We start from the raw sequence: 18,598 nt of genomic DNA on the forward strand, positions 1-18,598 counted from the left end.
TAAGTACCCTTCATGTCATTCACTCCTACTACAAACCAACCCTGAAAGGGTTGACTATTGATAACCCCGGATGCAATCCGGGGGCAGACGCAGTCCAGGGGTAGGCGCAGTCCAAGGCAGAAACCATGAAAAACAGGCCACATACCGTCCACCCTTTCCAGTCAGCCCGTTGGTTGAGAGCGGGTCGATGGTGTCTCTATTTTTCACTATTCATTCTTCATTCTTCACTCACAAAAGGCCAAACGCGGGAACAGCTCACCGGCACCTGGATTGGCGTTCATACGGAACTGGACACAAATTTTAACTGCCCACTCCCGACCTATATTCGGTTATCGGCTGATAGTTCGTATCAACTGGGCATGGTGGATGGCTCGGCGAATGCAAAGAAATCGACCTGGGCAATTGAGGGCGATCGGGTGCGGCTGGACACCATTCACTTCGCCCCCCGGCTGGTGAACGTACAAGACAATTTACTGCGAATCGGCACGACGTTTCCAATGGTTTTCCGCCGGTTCTCTGACGTTGCCCTTGATTCTGCCAGTACCTATAGGCAGTTGAACGGTCGTATCTGGCAATCGGACAACCTGACTGTTTATCTGTATGCCAATGGGCAGGTTAGTCTGGAAAATCCCATAACCAGACAGCGTACAGCGCATTTTTGGCGGTTGGCAACGTTTGGCAAGTCCGTCTTTCTAGTTGTTTCCGGTAACCAATATAATCGGGAGGGCGGCTATAAACCGTTGTGGCAAATTACGAATGTCAGGCCAAACCAAATGCAGGCCATTGGCTGGAACGGCTGTGCGGTTGCGATGGAAACGTTCCGGCTGGTACGCAACTTGTCGCCCAACGAAACCAGTCAAGCTATAGGTTTCCAGACGTGTTCAGCTTGTTTTCAACCCCTATGGCAAACCACCCGGTTGAGCCAGACAGCCCGGCAATATGAGCTCAATCAGCTACTCACCACCTATTATCAGCCAGTCAGCCAAAAGGAGCAGTCCGGGCTTTTAACAATAAAGTTTGTGGTGAACTGCGCCGGACAAAGCGGCTTATTCGAGGTGAAGGGGGTTGGAGAAGATTACTGTCCAAAAGTGTTCGATAGCCAACTAACCACTCAGCTACTTACCCTATGCCGGAACCACCTAGCGGTCAATTCATTTCTACACCCCGGGAAAGCCTCTGCTGAACAAACGTACGACACGGCGGTTTCACTCACGCTCCGGCTCAAGGACGGACAGATAACCGATATACTGCCATGAAACAACTGGTGTTTTTCTGTCTCTTATCGACCACGGTATTCGCTCAGGGTGGGGATTATCAGGTAAGGTGGTCCTCGGTTATGCTGGCAAACAATCGACAACCGATGGGCATTCCTTTTTTCATATCCGGACGGCGGGGCGTAGTAATGGACAAACTCGACGCGTCCGAAAACTCAGCCCAAACCTATCGCGGTCGGGTGTTCACTTACCTTGCGCAGCAGAACTTTGAGGAAGCAACGGCATGGATGGAGAAAATGGCCAGCCGTTTCCCGAAAGAACATGGGTTTATTGGCGAGAACTATCTCTCCCGACTTCACGATTATCCCCGCGCCCTGCACCACCTGCAAGCTTATGATGCCCTGACGGCCAGCTTCGACGATATGATCGGCAACAATCCGGTCAGTTACCTGCTGGGGCTAACGTATCGCAGCCTCGGCGATCACCCGAAAGCACTTTATCACTTCAGCGTCGGCATCGACTCGCTGGCGACAAAACATGGCGAGGAATGGGTCAACTATCGGCATTTTGTGAGCAGGGCTGTCAGCTATATCGCCATTAATCAGGCTGAAAAAGCACTTGTCGACCTGGAGAAAGCGGCTAAAAACTACTCCAAAAGTGCGCTGGTTGCTTACCAAAAAGGTCGCGCTCTTCAACAACTCAATCGGCTCACCGAAGCCCGAACGGCCTTTCAGGATGCGTCTTTCTTTTACAAAGCCCTACGCGCCGAACGCACCGGCGATTATCAGGAAGATGACGCTAATCCTGTTTATGAAGAAGAAATTGACGAAGTCCTTAATGAACTTAAACGTACAAAATGAACCTGTTTAAATCTTTTTATCAAAAATGGTGGCTTCGAGGCTGTAGTGCCGACCGTCCCGGTCGGGCGTGTATCTAATTGCTTCTCGCCCGACCGGGACGGTCGGCACTACAGCCTCGAAGCCATCATTCGTTCAACATATTTTATAAAAGTTTGAACAGATTCAACAGTAAACGTCAATTCTGAAACGGCCCAAATACCACCAAACTGAATGAAGTTATTCCGCTCCCTCTTTGTTGCCACGCGCCTGTGGTTCGCTCTTATAGCGTATATACTGCTCTTTGTAGCCGCATATGCCTTCCCCATTCTGTTTCCGCTGGTGCAGGTTGCGTTTGTGGTGTTTGTGATTCTGATTGGCATTGATGCGTGGCTGCTGTTCCGACCCACGGCTCGCACGCCCATTTTCGCCCGCCGGGAAGTACCCGACCGGCTGTCGAACGGCGACGAGAACCCCATTACAATCTATCTGGAAAACCAGTACACGTTTCCGGTGCATCTGGAGATTATCGACGAAATTCCGTTCCAGTTTCAACGGCGCGACGTGCTGTTTCACGCCCATCTAAAGCCTCGCGAAACACGGGCTATTCGCTACGAATTGCGTCCAACACGCCGGGGCGAATACAGTTTCGGGGCTGTCAACGTTTTTGCGCTATCGCCGTTGGGGTTGTTGAAACGACGGTATCAGTTTGAGCAGGGAAAGCTGGTGGCAGTGTACCCGTCTTACCTGCAAATGCGGCAATACGAACTGCTGGCGGCTACCAACCGGCTGAACGAGGTTGGCGTAAAACGAATCCGGCGGATTGGCCACAGCATGGAATTTGAGCAGGTTCGCCCCTATGCCACCGGCGACGATGTTCGGACGATCAACTGGAAAGCGACCTCCCGACGAAGCGATTCGCAGGGGACGGCCTTGATGATCAACGCCTACCAGGACGAACGCTCGCAACCGGTTTACTGCCTGATCGACAAAGGCCGCGTGATGCAGTCGCCGTTCGAAGGGCTGACGCTGCTCGATTACGCCATCAACGCCAGTCTGGTGCTGAGCAATATTGCGTTAATGAAACAGGATCGGGCGGGTATCCTGACTTTCTCCAACCACGTCGGCCAGCTCCTCCCCGCCGACCGTCGGACGGGCCACATGCTTCGAATTCTGGAATTGCTGTATCGGCAGAAAACCCGCTTTCTGGAAACGGATTATGAGAGCCTGTACGCCAGCGTCCGGGCCAATATCCGCCAGCGTAGCCTGTTGTTGCTGTTCACAAATTTTGAAACAATAAGTGCCATGCATCGGCAGTTGCCCTACCTGCGCCGGTTAGCCAAGGATCATTTATTATTGGTCATCTTCTTCGAAAACACCGAACTCCGCACCCTCCTCGACCAGCCCGCAGCCGACACCGAGCAGATTTACCTGAAGACGATTGGCGAAAAATTCACCTTCGAGAAGAAACAGATTGTGAAGGAACTGGGCCAATATGGCATTCAAACCATCCTGACGGCCCCGCAAAACCTGACCGCCAACACGGTGAATAAATACCTGGAATTGAAGTCGAGGGGGATGATTTAGTTATTGGCGAAGTAGTTGATTGATGGAGTGGTGACAGTTGGCCGAGAAACCATTTCACCAGTCTACCATTCCACAACAAACTAATTATCGCCCAGATTACCTTTGACCGACTCGTAGTTGGACTTTAGTCGGCCCATTTCTTTAGCCAGGAACGCCTGCAACTGGCGATTGAATTCATCTTTTTCTTCTTCAGGTAACGAGTTATATAAATCCTTCAGTTCCTGATTGATTTCCGCCCGTTCGGCATCGGTAGCCGCATTGATGGAGCGATAATGGTATTTTTTGAAATCGTACTGTGTCATTCGTTTACTAGGTATTAGGCTGGCAGATCAGCAAAAATTTCCGCTAAGGGTACTTTCAATCCGTCTATGTTTACTGGTTCAGTGGGCACATTGTACAGGGTTTCGGTCCAGACGTTAGCCTGCTCTGTACGTCGGCAAACTATCACTTCTTTATCAACGGGATCAACGAATACAATCTCCTGTACCGTATCCATCTGCTCATATTTTCGACGTTTAGCACCCAAATCATGATCGAGCGTTGACGGGGAAAGCACTTCGACAATCAGATAAGGATTAGTAATTATCGACTTGGATTTCCCCTGATAGTCTGGCTTTCCTTTAATGACCAGAATATCTCCATTGTAATGTCCTTTTCGTCCATCCTTACGAATACCGGCATTGCTACCTGCTACATAAAATAGCTTACCCAGATAATAGCCTGTAAGAAAATAAGCCAGTCGAGTAACTAAAATCTCATGAATCAGTGTGGCTAGCCCCATTATAATAATCTTTCCGTTATGGTATTCGACACGATAGTCGGTCTCGACCAGGAAGTCTTCAAACTCCTCCCAGGTCGCTGGGATAGCGATCAATTTGCCGGACTCAAGCGATTTTATTCGCTCCTCACTTAGCTGTATTTTTTCTAAAGCTTCCATAAATCCGTTCGCTTATTCGTAAATATACGATAACCGACTAAAAACAAAAAGGCCCTTCCGGTGCGAAAGGGCCTCTTGTCGTTGATAAATATTATGATTTATCCAGTTCCATCTGCGCTTTCAATCGGGCTTTTTCGATACGCCCCGATACGATGATACTGACTTCGTATAACAAAGTTAACGGTAGCGCTACCAACACCTGGCTGTAGATATCCGGCGATGGGGTGATGATACCCGCCACGACCAGAATCACGATCCAGGCATGTTTGCGGTACTCGCGCATGTACTTCGGTGTTAGAACGCCCACTTTCGATAACACGTAGGCGATCATCGGCATCTGGAAGATCAGGGCGCAACCCAGTGAGAGAGTTACCAGTATACCGATGTACGACGTGATATCGAACTGGTTCTTGATCTCCGGGGTGATCTGGAAGTTCGCCAGGAAGTTGATCGCCAGGGGCGACACGATGAAATAGCCAAACAGCAGCCCCATCGTAAACAGCAGGGAAACGAAAAATACCGCACCCCGGGCAGCCTGTTTTTCAACATTACGAAGACCGGGTTTGATAAACCGCCACACCTCCCAGAAAGCATAGGGAAAGGCAAAACAAAGACCAATAATAGCCGATGAGGTCATGGCCATTGTAAACTGATCGGATACGCCCAGCGACTGCAACTCAAAGTTGAGTTTCGTCACGCACAAGTCGGCATAACCCGTTGTGTCGGCCAGTTTACACATCATCCGATACGTCCAGAAGTCCGGGTTTTTAGGTCCCAAAATGACAACTCTGAAAATATCGTCAATAAATACGAAGGCAATAATGGCAAACACAAAAATGGAACCGACCGCCCGGATAATGTGCCAGCGTAATTCTTCCAGGTGATCCAGGAAGGACATTTCCTTACCTTCGGAATCGATTTCTTCGTCAGTCAGTTGATCGAGAGGCATGTGTATTTTAGTAGTTAGGAGCGAGGAGCGAGGAGTGAGGAGTTTAGCGCGAATTACTCCTCGCTCCTAACTCCTTAAACTAAGCATAGAGCGGAAATGCTTTCATCCACTCGTTGATTTCTTCTTTAACGGTTAACAGGGTTGCTGCGTCGTCGTGGTTCATCAACACCTTGTCGATATATACGACAATCTGCTCCATGTCCGATTCTTTCAAACCGCGCGTGGTCATGGCCGCCGTACCAACGCGCATCCCCGAGGTGACCATCGGCGACTTATCGTCGAATGGAACCATGTTTTTGTTGATGGTGATATCCGCTTTGATGAGCGTGTTCTCCGCCAGTTTTCCCGTCAGCCCTTTCGAACGCAGGTCGATCAGCATCAGGTGGTTATCTGTACCACCCGAAATGATTTCATAACCCCGGCTCCGGAACGCATTAGCCATTGCCTGGGCGTTGGCTTTCACCTGAACGGCATAATCATAAAAATCGTCGCTCAGCGCTTCGCCAAAGGCAACGGCTTTTGCGGCAATAATATGTTCCAGCGGTCCGCCCTGCGTACCCGGGAATACGCCCGAATCCAGCAGCGATGACATCAGGCGGGTTTCACCTTTCATCGTTTTAATACCGAATGGGTTCTCAAAGTCATTCCGCATCATGATGATACCACCTCGTGTGCCGCGCAGTGTTTTGTGCGTCGTGGTGGTGACGATATGCGCGTGGGCCAGCGGATCGTTCAGCAAGCCTTTCGCGATCAGACCGGCCGGGTGCGATACATCGGCCAGCAACAGCGCACCAATTTCGTCGGCAATGGCGCGCAGACGGGCGTAATCCCAATCACGGCTGTAAGCCGAAGCACCACAGATCAGCAATTTAGGACGCTCGCGTTTGGCGGTTTCTTCCACCACATCGTAGTTGATAACGCCGGTCTCTCTTTCTACCCCGTAGAACGTCGGGCGGAAATATTTACCCGATATATTGACCGACGACCCGTGCGTTAAGTGACCGCCGTGCGAGAGGTCGAAACCCAGAATGGTATCGCCGGGGTGCAGGCAGGCCAGGAATACGGCCGTGTTGGCATTGGCACCCGAGTGCGGCTGCACGTTAACCCAGGTAGCACCAAAGAGTTCTTTAGCGCGGTCAATGGCAATTTGCTCAACCTGATCGACCACTTCGCAACCGCCGTAATAGCGTTTGCCAGGCAGGCCTTCCGCGTATTTATTGGTCAGTACACTCCCGGCCGCTTCCATAACGGCGGGCGACACGAAGTTTTCGGAAGCTATTAATTCAATTCCCGACTCCTGCCGGTGTTGTTCTTTAGCAATTAGGTCAAATACCTGCGTATCGCGGGTGGTGGTGGCGGTCGTCATGCTACGAGCGTTTTTGTATTCGGTTCTTTTGATTCCGGACGGTTGACCCGGCGAACCGGCAAACAACCAACTTATTATCGGACAAAGGTACGGTAGAAAATGGTAGAATTTGCGGGAAATCCAACGAGTAAATTATCCTTTTCCTTTTGCCAGCGCCTGATATTGAAAAGGCGTCATGCTGGTGTAGAGCTTAAACTGTCGGTGAAAATGAGAACTGTTGTTATAGCCACAATCGAGACTGACCTGACTAACACTCAGGTCAGTCGTTGTGAGTAGCTTACGGGCGTGACCAATGCGCAGCTCATTCAGATACTCGACAAACGTCTTTCGGGTACGATTTTTAAAGTACCGGCAGAAAGCCGCCGGGGCCATACCGGCAATCGATGCAATGGTTTCAATGCGAATCTCTTCCCGAAAATGAAGCAGCATAAACTCCAGCACCCGCTTCATTCGTTCGGTTTCGGCCACACCAGGAGCCAGTTGGTAGCCATCACTGGCCAGCAGGTAAGCCTCCTGATCGGTGGCGAGTTTATTTAGTATCGTCAGCAAACTCAATAGCTGGACCAACCCCGTCTGCTCCGTCAACTGTTCCAGCAGTACATTGACGGATTGGCTCATATCCTGACTAAAGCACAGGCCATACCGAGACCGTTCGAGCAGTTTTCGCACCGGTTCCGCTTCGGGTACCGTTGACAGCCCACGCTCGGGAAAGGTAGCCGGAAACTGCACAACGATGGATACCGCTTTTTGCTCCGAATCAGGCTGGTAATAGTCATCATCATTCCGCCAGAAGTGCGGCAGGTCGGGTCCGAGCAACACCAGATCACCCGCCTGAAACGACTCGACGTGGTCGCCCACAAATCGACGACCGTGGCTTTTGACAATATATGTCAGTTCATACTCCGGGTGGTAATGCCAGGGCGCATCGAAATAAGGTATTTGAAAGTGCCGCACAAGCAATGAACTTTGCTCGCTAAACATTAACTTTTCAAAAAGGGCTTTCATAAAACGTGCTATTTTAACCCTAGGTAAAATCAACTACGGCAAACATTGTCAAAATTAAACATTAATTCGCAAAAACACTGTCCTGATGGCAGGGTCAGGTTAGCTACTTTTGTTCTATTAAATTTCTTAAACCACGATATATGGAAGCGATAATTGACAAAGAGACATTACTGAAGGAACTGGAGTCTCCTTATTCTGTTAGTCAGGACGCCATTGCGTTCTATCGGGAGAAAGGCTACGTGAAGCTGAAAGATGTGCTGAGCCCGGCTGTACTCGATTATTATGGCACCATTATAACCGATCTGGTCTTTAAGCTCAACACCCTCATCAAGCCCATGGAAGAACGCACGACCTACGAGCGGGCCTTCCTTCAGATTATGAATCTGTGGCGCGAAGATGAGCAGGCACAGGAATTTGTTTTCTCGAAGCGTCTGGCCCGGATTGCTACCGATCTGATGGGCGTTCGGGGCGTTCGGATTTACCACGACCAGGCACTTTACAAAGAACCATCGGGCGGCATAACGCCCTGGCATGCCGACCAGTTTTACTGGCCGCTGGCATCGCCCAACACCGTTACTGTCTGGATTCCGTTGCAGGCAACACCCATGGAAATGGGGCCACTGGCCTTTGCCGAAGGCAGCCAGACCGTTGAAATTGGCCGCGATGTAGAGATTAGCGATGCCAGCGAGAAAATTTTAGCCGATGAACTCGCCCGCCAGAACTTCAACGTTCACGATACCCCGTTCGACCTCGGCGAGGTGAGTTACCACGCGGGCTGGACCTTCCACCGGGCGGGACCGAACGTTTCTGAGCAGCCGAGAAAAGTGATGACCATGATTTACATGGATAAAGATCAGGTCATTATGCAGCCGCGTAACAAATTCCAGGTGGCCGATCACGCCAAATGGCTCGACAATGTGCCCGTTGGCAGCCAGCCGCAGGACGAACTAAATCCGGTGATATTCAGCTATTGAGTATAAATTTTTCTGCTTTTCCCCGAAAACCCCGGTCACCATCGGGGTTTTCTTGTGTAGTTAGACGCGAAATGGAAATATTTTCGTTCAATTGCTGTTCACTCACCAAAACCATCACTTACCCAAAGCGGTATGAAATCATTTAGTACGCTTGTTGTGTGGCTGCTCGTTAGCCTAACGGCACTAGCGCAAATACGTAAAGACCCAACCAGTTGGTCAGCCAAAGTCGACAAGCAGCCTGCTCAGGTTGGCGATGTTGTTAGTATCCGGATTCAAGTCAGTATTGCCGAAAACTGGCATGTTTACTCCAATGATCTCGATCCCAATATTGGTCCACTACCCACCACGTTCAAGTTTCCGGCGTCCGATGCCTATACCCTCGTTGGCAAGGTAACCCCCGTGGGTGTTCAGGAAGTTTACGAAGAAGTTTGGAGCGCTAAAGTGCGCCAGTTTGAAAATAAAGCCGTTTTCATCCAGAAAGTTAAACTGCTCAAGCCAACGGCCACATTCTCTGGCACAGCCGAATACATGTCCTGCTCGTCGAAAGACGGCACCTGCCTGCCTCCGGCAGAAGCAGACTTTTACGTAACCATCAACGCATCATCGGCTGCTACAGCACCATCGTCTACCACAACGGCATCAGCTCCGGCGGCAGCATCAACGGTTACGGCCCCGGTATCCGAAACAGCCGTTGCCGCCACTACCCCATCACCGGTTTCAAAAGACACACTGGCAACGGAGTTATCGGCTTCCGCTAATGCCGTAACGACAAACGCTCCCGATGTAATTACGGAGGAGTCGGCCACCGCAGCGGGCGGGTCGATGTGGAGCTTTATGCTGGCGGCTTTCCTGTCGGGTTTAGTGGCGCTGCTTACACCCTGCGTGTTTCCGATCATACCGGCCACGGTTAGTTTCTTTACGAACCAGCAGGGCGGTCAGTGGAAAGCGTTGCTGTACGGCGCGTTTATCATTGGTATCTATGTGCTGATCGGCACGGTCGTTTCGCGGTTCAACGGCCCGGCTTTTGCCAATTTTGTTAGTACACACTGGTTACCGAACATTCTGTTTTTTGCCATCTTCTTCATTTTCGGCCTATCCTTCCTCGGTTTGTTCGAGATCGTTTTACCCAACTCGCTCATCAACAAGGCCGATGCCAAATCGGAGCAGGGTGGTATTGCGGGTATTTTCTTCATGGCATTTACGCTGGTGCTGGTATCATTTTCCTGCACCGGTCCCATTGTCGGTAGTTTGCTGGTCGCTTCGGCGGGTGGCGAAGTCATTAAGCCTATTCTCGGCATGGCTGCTTTTTCCTCGGCTTTTGCCATTCCGTTCACCTTGTTTGCGGCTTTCCCGCAATGGCTGAAAAACCTGCCGCGTTCGGGTGGATGGCTCAACTCGGTGAAAGTGGTGCTTGGCTTTCTGGAGCTGGCACTGGCGCTGAAGTTCCTGAGCATTGCCGATCAGGTGTATCACTGGGGCCTGCTCGACCGTGAGGTGTTCCTGTCGCTCTGGATTGTCATTTTTGCGCTGATCGGCTTTTATTTCCTCGGTAAACTCCGGTTACCCCACGACAGTGAGACCAAGTACATCAGCGTTCAGAAACTGCTAATGGCTATTATCACGCTCTCGTTTGTGGTATACATGATTCCCGGTCTTTGGGGTGCTCCGTTGAAAGCTCTGTCCGGTTACCTGCCTCCCGAAACCTCTCAGGACTTCAATCTGACCAATCGGCAACTGGCGGCCAATCCGGCCAATGCCCTGACCGAGACACCCAAATACGCTAATCTGTTTCACCTGCCCCACGGATTAGAAGGCTTCTTCGATTACAAACAGGCACTGGCTTATTCCAGGAAGGTCAATAAACCCATATTCATCGACTTCACCGGGCACGGCTGCGTCAACTGCCGCGAGATGGAATCCCGGGTCTGGTCGGACCCGGCGGTGATGTCACGCTTACAGAACGACTTTGTGATTCTGGCCCTGTACGTGGATGACAAGACCGAACTGCCCAAAGCCGACTGGTACACCTCGACCTACGATCAGAAGGTGAAGAAGACGATTGGTGCACAAAACGCCGATCTGCAAATCACGAAATTCAACAACAACGCCCAACCGCACTATTGCCTGGTCAACAGCGAGGGTAAACTGCTGGTATCGCCCAAAAACTACGACCGCGACATTTCTCATTTCGTCGCGTTTCTGGATTCGGGAAAGGCGAAGTTTTGATTAATCGAGTGTGTTGATTCGTGGAGTCGGGTTCTGGAACGCCAGCCCGGTCAGACCTAACAAGCCAGGTTTCTTAAAACCTATTGAAAATACAACAATAGGTTTTGAGAAACTGACATCACGATACTCGCCATTGAAATGCTTCGTGCCTCAGTATGACAAAAACAATCTATTCCAATTACCTCAAGGATGAACTTGCTTTTCGTTTGTAGCAGAAATCAATGGCGAAGTCCAACTGCCGAAACCATTTATAAACGTCATCCTATTCACCAGGTAAAGTCAGCGGGGACAGAACCATCTGCCCGAGTCAAACTAACAGCCAGACTTATTGATTGGGCTGATATACTGTTTGTGATGGAGAAACGTCATAAAGAGCGTATCAATGACCGATTCAGAGATATAATCAAGAATAAGCAGATAATAGTACTTGACATTCCTGACGACTACGAGTACATGGACGAAGAGTTAATCGAATCGATAACGGCTTCGGTCTCCCCTTACCTTTAGCATTGTACAACTCTAATAGCAGTTCAAAAAACGCCAGGAACTGGCGTTTTTTTGTTAGACGGCAGACCGACCGACCAAGGTTATTCGCCATAATGCAGACTATTTCACCGTCTGTAGTAATCGGCTGCTTAGCTCCGACAATTTTCGACTTTTTAACTTAAAGCGTTCAAGAAATCATCCCGAATCAACGCTTCAGACCACAATTGATTCGGGCTCGTTGGACTGCGCTACGCCCTCATAATCGGGTGATATAGGGGATCGCCGGAACTCATTGGGCGTAACGCCCACGTATTTCTTGAAGAACTGACTGAAGTTAGGCTGATCCGCAAAGCCGATGATTTGACTGATTGCCTGCAATGTCCAGTCGGTTTGAACCAGTAGTGCTTTACTTTCCTCTAACAGGCGATTTTTGATTAGCGTGCTGATGGGCTGGCCGGTATGTTTTTTCACCAGACCGTTCAGGTAACTCGGATTCAGATTCAGTTTTTCTGCGTAATCTTTGGCGGAGCGCATTCGAATTGGATTGTCCAGATTAGCCAGGTTCGTTTCTTTTTCGAGCAGTTCGAAAAACGCATAGACATGGTTATAGTCGCTGGTTATTTCGCCGGTTGGGGCATAATCTGTACCCTTAAGGCTTTCAACCATAATAAGCTGCACATAGGCCTGCATGGCTTCTTCAGCTAGTGGATCGCCCGTGGCCGCTTCAGCCTTCATCTGGGTTAACAGATCATGAATCATCCGGGTCGATTGCTCAGAAAGTCGCAGTATTTTCTTCTCCGTGAAAAACCGATACCGATCGATGATCAGTTTCAGCGAAGGGTGCTGATCCAGGTACCGCTTTTTGAACATGCAGAAAATCCCCCCGCCCACCGTAGGGCTCGCATTGCGCCAGCACACGATTTCGTTAGGGTGCAGAAACAGAATGGTCCGCTCGTCAATGAAGTATTGATGTTTACCCATTGTTTTCAGCCCCGTGCCGCTGGTCATGAGCATGATCTTGTAGAAATCTCGCCGGTTCGGAGACAGGTAGTTATCGCAACCACTCTTCTCACGATCAACAACCTTAATGTTCCAATCTTCGTAGTAAAGCCTGCTTACGGGCGTGGTGCCGGGGGGGAGCAACGATGGCATATCGTATACCATCGTGATGGGCTGTGGGTCACCGGGCTTCCGGTTCGGTCGTGTTTTCATAACGGCAAGGGGTTTATTTCTCGATAAACACGTGTCAGGCAAGCGTCTCTATTTGTCGGACTTACAGGCTTTAATACTGGTATAAATCCTTTGGTACGCCAAAAACCAGTAACTCGTATTCTGTCGAAAAAATGCGATTTTCATAAAAAGTGCACTGATTTCGCTATAAGATCACCCAGGCGACTTAGATAGCTTTGTTCTAAAACTCAAACGTATGAAAACACAAAGCAGACCGTTGGGGCGATTCGTCACCTGCCTTTTAGGTACGTTACTATTATATCTTACGAATCCAGTTAATCCAGTCATGGCACAATCCGCGAAACCAACCAGCCCGCAGGCTCCAACCCAGGGGCCCGAATCTTACTTCACCGGTACCGTATGGATAACGACTTTAGCCGGTCCCAACGCCCAAACCGACTGTGTTGTCAGTCAGGTCACGTTTGAACCAAAAGCGAGAACGGTTTGGCACACGCATCCCAACGGCCAGATACTGCTGGCGACAAAGGGTACGGGCTATTATCAGGAAAAAGGCCAGTCTATTCAGATTTTTCGGGAAGGCGAATCGGTTACCATTGCGTCTGGGGTGGAACACTGGCACGGCGCTGGTCCAACCGGGCAGTTCACGCACATCGCCATCAATCCGAACGTGAGCAAAGGAGGAGCTGTCAACTGGCTTCAGGCCGTTACCGAAGAGGAATACAATGCCCCTCATTGAAAAAAAGATGGCTGCTTGCACCTCGCTTCCGCTCATCCTGTTTGTCATTGGCATCATGGCCTGTAAGCCGGACGAAAACCCTTTCCCTAAGGCTACTGACACACAACCAACTGATAATGCAATGAGCGATAAACCGATTGGTGGTACGATAAAGATCAGGGTTGGCTCCTAAACGTTCAACGCCACTCTTCTCAACAACCCAACGCATCGAACCCCGGAACGATCCAAGCGGGCGATTTGATGCTGTATGGATCGAACACGCTGGTACTTTTCTATAAATCCTTTTCTACATCTTACGGTTATACAAAGATGGGACGAATCGATAACCCGGCGGGGCTTGCTGCTGCCGTGGGTTTCGGAAACGCAACAGTCACCTTTGAGGTGGCGTGATTTCACTACCCCTACTCATTTATCAACGTTACTAAAACTTGCTTTATGGACCAACACGAACAGCTTGGGGATGAATTAGGGTCATCTGATTCATCCCGACGCACTTTTTTAAAGCGGTCTTCGGCGCTGGCTGCGCTGGCGCTGACACCACCGGTCGCAAAGGCAGCGGTTGACCAGGGTCTGCATGAGAAAGTGGCCACGGCGTTTGAGCAAATGCCGCTTCAGGTCAATATCAACGGGACGATGCGGCAGTTATCCATCGAACCACGGGTCACCCTGCTCGACCTTCTGCGCGAACAACTTCACCTGACCGGCACCAAAAAAGGCTGTGATCACGGCCAATGCGGAGCCTGCACGGTTCATGTCGACGGCACACGCGTTAACGCCTGCCTGACGCTGGCCATGACCACCGAAGGCGCTACCGTAACGACCATCGAAGGACTCACCAACGGTGATCCGGCAACCGCCCAATTACACCCCATGCAGGAAGCCTTCATCAAGCATGATGGTTTTCAGTGCGGGTACTGCACCCCCGGCCAGATCATGTCGGCGGTGGCCTGCATCCGCGAAGGACATGCCAATAGTCCCGACGAGGTTCGCGAGTACATGAGCGGCAACATCTGCCGGTGCGGAGCCTATGCAAACATTGTCGATGCCATCATGGACGTAAAAAAAGGAGGGGCAAGAGTATGAATCCGTTTCAATTTACGCGGGTTACGACCCCCAAAGCTGCCATTTCGGCGATCACCAAAGAAAGGGGCACTTATTTTCTGGCAGGTGGCACGAACCTCATCGACCTGATGAAGCGTGAGGTCATCATTCCCGAACGGCTGGTCGACATCAACAAGCTACCACTGGCCACGATTGAAAAAACGGCCACCGGCTTACGAATCGGAGCCACGGCCAAAAACTCAACCGTGGCCGATAACGAATTGGTGAAGAAACATTTTCCGCTGTTGTCGCAGGCGCTGAACGCGGGTGCTTCGGCACAGCTTCGAAACATGGCCACGGTGGGTGGCAACATGATGCAGCGCACCCGATGCCCGTATTTCTACGATACATCGATGCCCTGCAACAAGCGCAGCCCGGTGCAGGCGGGTGTCGACAAAGGACAGGCTAACGGGCCGTCCGGTTGCGGAGCCATTGGCGGCCATAACCGGATGCATGCTATTTTCGGTGCCTCGGGAAAATGCATTGCCGTTCACCCGAGCGACATGTGTATTGCACTCGTAGCACTGGACGCGACGGTGAACGTGTCGGGGCCAAAGGGTGATCGGACTATTCCGTTCATTGACTTCCACCGGCTTCCCGGCGATTTGCCCCAAAAAGACAATACCCTGCAACCCGGCGAACTGATCATGTGGGTCGATTTGCCGACGAACCGGTTCGCCGATAATTCGCACTACCTGAAAGTGCGGGATCGGGCCTCGTACGCCTTCGCGCTGGTATCGGTAGGTGTTGGACTGGATATAAAACGGAACACAATTCAGGACGTTCGGCTGGCGATGGGCGGGGTGGCTCACAAACCGTGGCGACTGACGGCGGCTGAGGAATTTCTAAAAGGGAAACCGGCTACGGAAGCCAACTTCAAACAGGCTGCCGCGCTGGCGATGCAGGGCGCAAAGGGCTACGGCGAGAATGATTTCAAACTGACACTGGCCCCTAACACGATTGTTAACGCGCTGAAAACCGCCACTAAAACCGCCTGATCATGACGACTAACACAAAAAATCCACCGATCGACCGGATCGACGGGCGAATGAAAGTGACCGGCGGGGCACAGTACTTCGCTGATTTCGAACTACCCAATACGGCGTATTGCGTCATCGTTGGCAGCGAAATTGCCAAAGGAACTATCGCCGGTCTGGATACCAAAAAAGCGCAGGGCGCCCCCGGTGTGTTGGGCGTCTTTACGCATCAGAACATGCCACCTATTCCCGGTTGGGACGCCCCCGTTGGCGGTGAAGCCGACGGACCACCGCCCCGCCCCAAAGGCGAGCAATACCGGATACTGAGCAGTCCTAAAATCCACTTCGACGGACAGCCCATCGCCATCGTCGTAGCCGACAGTTTCGAACGGGCTACTTACGCGGCCTCACTCGTCAAAGCGACTTACACCAAACAAACGGCCCGCACCGATCTACGGAAACACGTATCGGACGGGGTTGCGCCCAGGGGCGAAGATGGCGGCAACTATTCGCGTGGACAAGCCGATGGCTATAAAACCGCCCCGGTGACGCTGGAAGCGAATTACACGGTTCCGATAGAAGTCCATAATCCCATGGAACTGCACGGCATTCTGGCGCATTGGACGGGGGCAAGTACCTTGATGATCTATGCCAAAACACAGGGCGTAAATGCCACCCAGCAGGCGATGGCCGAAGCGTTTAAAATCGACCCGAAGAACATTCACGTACATACGGAGTTCATGGGGGGCGGTTTTGGCATGGGACTACGAACCTGGCCGCAGGAAACGGCGGTCGTCGCGATTGCCCGAAAAATTGGGAGGCCCCTGAAGTTGGTGGTAAACCGGAGTCAGATGTTTACCCTGGTTGGGCATCGGCCGTATACGGTACAAACGATCAACATGGGTGCCGATCAGACCGGCAAACTGATCGGGATTGCGCACGCGGCTACCGCCGAAACGGCCAGCTACGAAGACTTTACCGAAGCAACCGTCAACATGACCAAGTTTCTGTATGCCTGCCCCAACGTAAGCACCCGCTACCGCATCGTGCGACTCGATCGGAGCGTGCCCATCTGGATGCGTGGCCCCGGCGAAGCCACGGGTGCGTTTGCACTGGAATCGGCGATGGACGAGATGGCCCACAAACTGAACCTCGACCCCATCGAATTCCGGCTGCGCAATTACACCGAAACCGATCCGGAACGTAACCGGCCCTATTCAAGCAAATACCTGAAAGAAGCGTATCAGCGCGGAGCCGAGGCCATTGGCTGGAACAACCGCAAACTCCAGCCGGGCAGTACCCGCGAGGGCGATTGGCTCGTTGGCTATGGCATGAGTACCGGCACGTTCAATGCGTTCCGGTGGGAAGCCAGCGCCCGCGCCCTGTTAAAAGCCGATGGGTCACTAACCATTCAAAGCGCCGTGACCGATATTGGGCCGGGTACCGGCACGGCTCTGACCATGATTGCGCACAACGTACTGGGTGTCCCCATGAACCGCATTAAGGTCGAGTACGGCGATACGTCATTGCCCAAAGCACCCACGCAGGGTGGCTCGGCCATTGTCTCCGCTGTGGGCTCGGCAGTGTTCGATGCCTGCACGAGTGTAAAAAACGAGCTGATCGAACTGGCCCTGAAAGCAGGTGGCCCATTGGCTGGTCGGCAGGCCAATGAACTAACGATGGCCGACGGTACACTTTCCGTCGAAAGAGAGCCGGGTAAAAAGGTAGCCGTCAGCGACCTGATGCAGGCGAACAAGCTAACGGTTATTGACAAAACGAAGGACTCGAAAGGCGGACCCGAACACGCGAAGTATTCGATGTATTCATTTTCGGTGCATTTCGTGCAGGTTCGAGTCAATCCGCTGACGGGCGTCGTGCGTGTTTCGAAGGCGGTGAGTGTGGCGGATTCAGGCCGTATCGTGAGTCCCAAAACGGCAGCCAGTCAGATGATTGGCGGAGTAGCGGGCGGTATTGGCATGGCCCTGACCGAAGAAGCAGTCATCGACCACCGCTTCGGCCGCTTTGTCAACAACAACCTGGGCGATTACCACGTGGCGGTTTACGCCGATGTACCCGCTATTGAAACGATCATGATCGACAAGCCCGACCCAATCATCAATCCGATGGGAGCCAAAGGCATGGGCGAAATTGCCCTGATCGGGTTTGCCGCAGCTGTTGCCAATGCCGTTTTCAACGCCACCGGCCAGCGCGTCCGTGACTTACCTATTACGCCGGATAAGTTGCTGCGTGCAGTATAAAGTAGACATGCCTTTCAGAAACTGTTTAAACTTGTTACATCGCTCATTATCCGGGTTTGTGACAAGTTTAAACAGTTTTATCGTATGAATGTGGGCTAGTTCCGTCAAGATTAAACAGATCAAATGAATAGAGACGAAGACACTTATGATATTTTCCAGCGGCTACAGGCTGGCGAACTCCTGCGCAAGGATGATCCTGAATACAGGGAATTTGGTGAAGTCGTTTCCCGCACTATCCGATTATGTGTCCAGATGAACGCCACGGCCACGGACGTTGATCAGGTACGCAGTCAGTTAAGTGCCATCATCGGTACGGAGATCGACGGGTCGACAACGATTTTCCCGCCGTTTCACACCAACTTTGGCCGGTTCATTCGGCTCGGCAAAAATATTTTCATCAACCATGCCTGCTCCTTTCTGGACATTGGGGGCATTACTATTGAGGATGACGTTCAGATTGGGCCACGCGTCAACCTAACCTCCGAAAACCACCCGCTGGACCCGACCGACCGAACAACGCTGATTCCCCGACCCATTGTGATCAAACGAAATGCCTGGCTTGGCGCGGGGGCTACCATTTTGCCCGGCGTTACCGTAGGTGAGAACGCCATCGTGGCCGCCGGTGCCGTGGTGAGTCGGGATGTACCCGCGAATACCGTTGTAGCGGGCGTACCGGCAAAGGTTGTTAAATTATTGGTAAGTGACGGCGGTGAGTCATTAGACACCCATTTGTTCAACGTATGATAATGTACACG

The 18,598-nt window shown here is 51.5% G+C and carries 18 protein-coding genes and 1 pseudogene; 13 read left to right on the forward strand and 6 right to left on the reverse strand.

Translation table 11 applies throughout. The features are described from left to right. Nucleotides 1-125 precede the first annotated feature (125 nt). From CRO74_RS22335 to CRO74_RS22345, 3 genes are all read left to right on the forward strand, one after another. Entirely contained in the window at nucleotides 126-1,256 is a 1,131-nt protein-coding gene (locus tag CRO74_RS22335; protein ID WP_097129102.1) for a hypothetical protein, read from the forward strand. After that, nucleotides 1,253-2,074 (forward strand): tetratricopeptide repeat protein, encoded by an 822-nt coding sequence (locus CRO74_RS22340; RefSeq protein ID WP_097129104.1) that lies wholly within the window; start codon nucleotides 1,253-1,255, stop codon nucleotides 2,072-2,074. The genes CRO74_RS22335 and CRO74_RS22340 overlap by 4 nt, the downstream gene beginning before the upstream one ends. Nucleotides 2,075-2,284: 210 nt before the next feature. Continuing rightward, complete coding sequence (locus CRO74_RS22345; protein WP_097129105.1) at nucleotides 2,285-3,637, forward strand: DUF58 domain-containing protein; 1,353 nt, start codon at nucleotides 2,285-2,287, stop codon at nucleotides 3,635-3,637. An 80-nt stretch (nucleotides 3,638-3,717) separates the two neighbouring features. Here CRO74_RS22345 and CRO74_RS22350 read toward each other — a convergent pair whose 3' ends face one another. The 5 genes from CRO74_RS22350 to CRO74_RS22370 form a co-directional block, all read right to left on the reverse strand. Then, nucleotides 3,718-3,939, reverse strand: a complete 222-nt coding sequence (locus tag CRO74_RS22350; RefSeq protein WP_179830270.1) for a hypothetical protein — start codon at nucleotides 3,937-3,939, stop codon at nucleotides 3,718-3,720. A gap of 14 nt (nucleotides 3,940-3,953) precedes the next feature. Continuing rightward, nucleotides 3,954-4,574 (reverse strand): Uma2 family endonuclease, encoded by a 621-nt coding sequence (locus tag CRO74_RS22355; RefSeq protein WP_097129107.1) that lies wholly within the window; start codon nucleotides 4,572-4,574, stop codon nucleotides 3,954-3,956. Nucleotides 4,575-4,665: 91 nt separating this feature from the next. Continuing rightward, on the reverse strand, nucleotides 4,666-5,523 hold the full coding sequence (gene tatC, locus CRO74_RS22360; RefSeq protein WP_097129109.1) for a twin-arginine translocase subunit TatC: 858 nt from the start codon (nucleotides 5,521-5,523) through the stop codon (nucleotides 4,666-4,668). 79 nt (nucleotides 5,524-5,602) lie between these two features. Next, complete coding sequence (locus tag CRO74_RS22365; protein WP_097129111.1) at nucleotides 5,603-6,889, reverse strand: serine hydroxymethyltransferase; 1,287 nt, start codon at nucleotides 6,887-6,889, stop codon at nucleotides 5,603-5,605. A 132-nt stretch (nucleotides 6,890-7,021) separates the two neighbouring features. Next, entirely contained in the window at nucleotides 7,022-7,894 is an 873-nt protein-coding gene (locus CRO74_RS22370; protein ID WP_097129113.1) for a helix-turn-helix domain-containing protein, read from the reverse strand. Between the two features lie 140 nt (nucleotides 7,895-8,034). Here CRO74_RS22370 and CRO74_RS22375 point away from each other — a divergent pair, with 140 nt between their 5' ends. From CRO74_RS22375 to CRO74_RS32085, 3 genes are all read left to right on the forward strand, one after another. Further along, nucleotides 8,035-8,868, forward strand: a complete 834-nt coding sequence (locus CRO74_RS22375) for a phytanoyl-CoA dioxygenase family protein (protein ID WP_097129116.1) — start codon at nucleotides 8,035-8,037, stop codon at nucleotides 8,866-8,868. 132 nt (nucleotides 8,869-9,000) lie between these two features. Next, nucleotides 9,001-11,094 (forward strand): protein-disulfide reductase DsbD family protein, encoded by a 2,094-nt coding sequence (locus CRO74_RS22380; protein ID WP_097129117.1) that lies wholly within the window; start codon nucleotides 9,001-9,003, stop codon nucleotides 11,092-11,094. A 354-nt stretch (nucleotides 11,095-11,448) separates the two neighbouring features. After that, nucleotides 11,449-11,601 (forward strand): hypothetical protein, encoded by a 153-nt coding sequence (locus CRO74_RS32085; protein ID WP_245877952.1) that lies wholly within the window; start codon nucleotides 11,449-11,451, stop codon nucleotides 11,599-11,601. A gap of 192 nt (nucleotides 11,602-11,793) precedes the next feature. Here the strand turns inward: CRO74_RS32085 and CRO74_RS22390 are convergent, their stop codons facing one another. Then, nucleotides 11,794-12,792 carry a helix-turn-helix domain-containing protein gene (locus CRO74_RS22390; RefSeq protein ID WP_097129121.1) on the reverse strand — a complete coding sequence of 333 codons (999 nt, stop codon included), beginning with the start codon at nucleotides 12,790-12,792 and terminating at the stop codon, nucleotides 11,794-11,796. Between the two features lie 304 nt (nucleotides 12,793-13,096). On the opposite strand from CRO74_RS22390, the gene CRO74_RS22395 reads away from it, so the two are divergent. The 7 genes and pseudogenes from CRO74_RS22395 (at nucleotide 13,097) to CRO74_RS22420 (ending at nucleotide 18,587) form a co-directional block, all read left to right on the forward strand. Beyond that, on the forward strand, nucleotides 13,097-13,507 hold the full coding sequence (locus CRO74_RS22395) for a (R)-mandelonitrile lyase (RefSeq protein ID WP_097129123.1): 411 nt from the start codon (nucleotides 13,097-13,099) through the stop codon (nucleotides 13,505-13,507). Then, nucleotides 13,494-13,679 carry a hypothetical protein gene (locus tag CRO74_RS31840; RefSeq protein WP_218840236.1) on the forward strand — a complete coding sequence of 62 codons (186 nt, stop codon included), beginning with the start codon at nucleotides 13,494-13,496 and terminating at the stop codon, nucleotides 13,677-13,679. The genes CRO74_RS22395 and CRO74_RS31840 overlap by 14 nt, the downstream gene beginning before the upstream one ends. Before the next feature lie 41 nt (nucleotides 13,680-13,720). Further along, a pseudogene (locus CRO74_RS31845) lies at nucleotides 13,721-13,897 on the forward strand (cyclophilin-like fold protein); the annotation flags it as partial. A 45-nt stretch (nucleotides 13,898-13,942) separates the two neighbouring features. After that, nucleotides 13,943-14,590, forward strand: coding sequence for a (2Fe-2S)-binding protein (locus CRO74_RS22405; protein ID WP_097129125.1), 648 nt, complete (start codon nucleotides 13,943-13,945; stop codon nucleotides 14,588-14,590). Further along, a complete protein-coding gene (locus CRO74_RS22410) occupies nucleotides 14,587-15,606 on the forward strand; it encodes an FAD binding domain-containing protein (RefSeq protein WP_097129127.1) in 1,020 nt (339 codons plus the stop codon). The genes CRO74_RS22405 and CRO74_RS22410 overlap by 4 nt, the downstream gene beginning before the upstream one ends. A gap of 2 nt (nucleotides 15,607-15,608) precedes the next feature. After that, entirely contained in the window at nucleotides 15,609-17,843 is a 2,235-nt protein-coding gene (locus CRO74_RS22415; protein ID WP_097129129.1) for a xanthine dehydrogenase family protein molybdopterin-binding subunit, read from the forward strand. Between the two features lie 123 nt (nucleotides 17,844-17,966). After that, the gene (locus CRO74_RS22420; protein ID WP_097129130.1) at nucleotides 17,967-18,587 is read left to right on the forward strand and encodes a sugar O-acetyltransferase; all 621 of its coding nucleotides are present in this window, start codon (nucleotides 17,967-17,969) and stop codon (nucleotides 18,585-18,587) included. The last annotated feature ends 11 nt before the right edge of the window (nucleotides 18,588-18,598 follow it).

Source organism: Spirosoma fluviale, from assembly GCF_900230225.1.
In the GTDB taxonomy this organism is placed as follows: domain Bacteria; phylum Bacteroidota; class Bacteroidia; order Cytophagales; family Spirosomataceae; genus Spirosoma; species Spirosoma fluviale.

Coding starts and splice junctions, on each gene's coding strand:
- CRO74_RS22335 (WP_097129102.1), top strand. CDS start 126: ATGAAAAACAGGCCACATACCGTCCACCCTTTCCAGTCAGCCCGTTGG.
- CRO74_RS22340 (WP_097129104.1), top strand. CDS start 1,253: ATGAAACAACTGGTGTTTTTCTGTCTCTTATCGACCACGGTATTCGCT.
- CRO74_RS22345 (WP_097129105.1), top strand. CDS start 2,285: ATGAAGTTATTCCGCTCCCTCTTTGTTGCCACGCGCCTGTGGTTCGCT.
- CRO74_RS22350 (WP_179830270.1), bottom strand. CDS start 3,939: ATGACACAGTACGATTTCAAAAAATACCATTATCGCTCCATCAATGCG.
- CRO74_RS22355 (WP_097129107.1), bottom strand. CDS start 4,574: ATGGAAGCTTTAGAAAAAATACAGCTAAGTGAGGAGCGAATAAAATCG.
- tatC (WP_097129109.1), bottom strand. CDS start 5,523: ATGCCTCTCGATCAACTGACTGACGAAGAAATCGATTCCGAAGGTAAG.
- CRO74_RS22365 (WP_097129111.1), bottom strand. CDS start 6,889: ATGACGACCGCCACCACCACCCGCGATACGCAGGTATTTGACCTAATT.
- CRO74_RS22370 (WP_097129113.1), bottom strand. CDS start 7,894: ATGAAAGCCCTTTTTGAAAAGTTAATGTTTAGCGAGCAAAGTTCATTG.
- CRO74_RS22375 (WP_097129116.1), top strand. CDS start 8,035: ATGGAAGCGATAATTGACAAAGAGACATTACTGAAGGAACTGGAGTCT.
- CRO74_RS22380 (WP_097129117.1), top strand. CDS start 9,001: ATGAAATCATTTAGTACGCTTGTTGTGTGGCTGCTCGTTAGCCTAACG.
- CRO74_RS32085 (WP_245877952.1), top strand. CDS start 11,449: ATGGAGAAACGTCATAAAGAGCGTATCAATGACCGATTCAGAGATATA.
- CRO74_RS22390 (WP_097129121.1), bottom strand. CDS start 12,792: ATGAAAACACGACCGAACCGGAAGCCCGGTGACCCACAGCCCATCACG.
- CRO74_RS22395 (WP_097129123.1), top strand. CDS start 13,097: ATGGCACAATCCGCGAAACCAACCAGCCCGCAGGCTCCAACCCAGGGG.
- CRO74_RS31840 (WP_218840236.1), top strand. CDS start 13,494: ATGCCCCTCATTGAAAAAAAGATGGCTGCTTGCACCTCGCTTCCGCTC.
- CRO74_RS22405 (WP_097129125.1), top strand. CDS start 13,943: ATGGACCAACACGAACAGCTTGGGGATGAATTAGGGTCATCTGATTCA.
- CRO74_RS22410 (WP_097129127.1), top strand. CDS start 14,587: ATGAATCCGTTTCAATTTACGCGGGTTACGACCCCCAAAGCTGCCATT.
- CRO74_RS22415 (WP_097129129.1), top strand. CDS start 15,609: ATGACGACTAACACAAAAAATCCACCGATCGACCGGATCGACGGGCGA.
- CRO74_RS22420 (WP_097129130.1), top strand. CDS start 17,967: ATGAATAGAGACGAAGACACTTATGATATTTTCCAGCGGCTACAGGCT.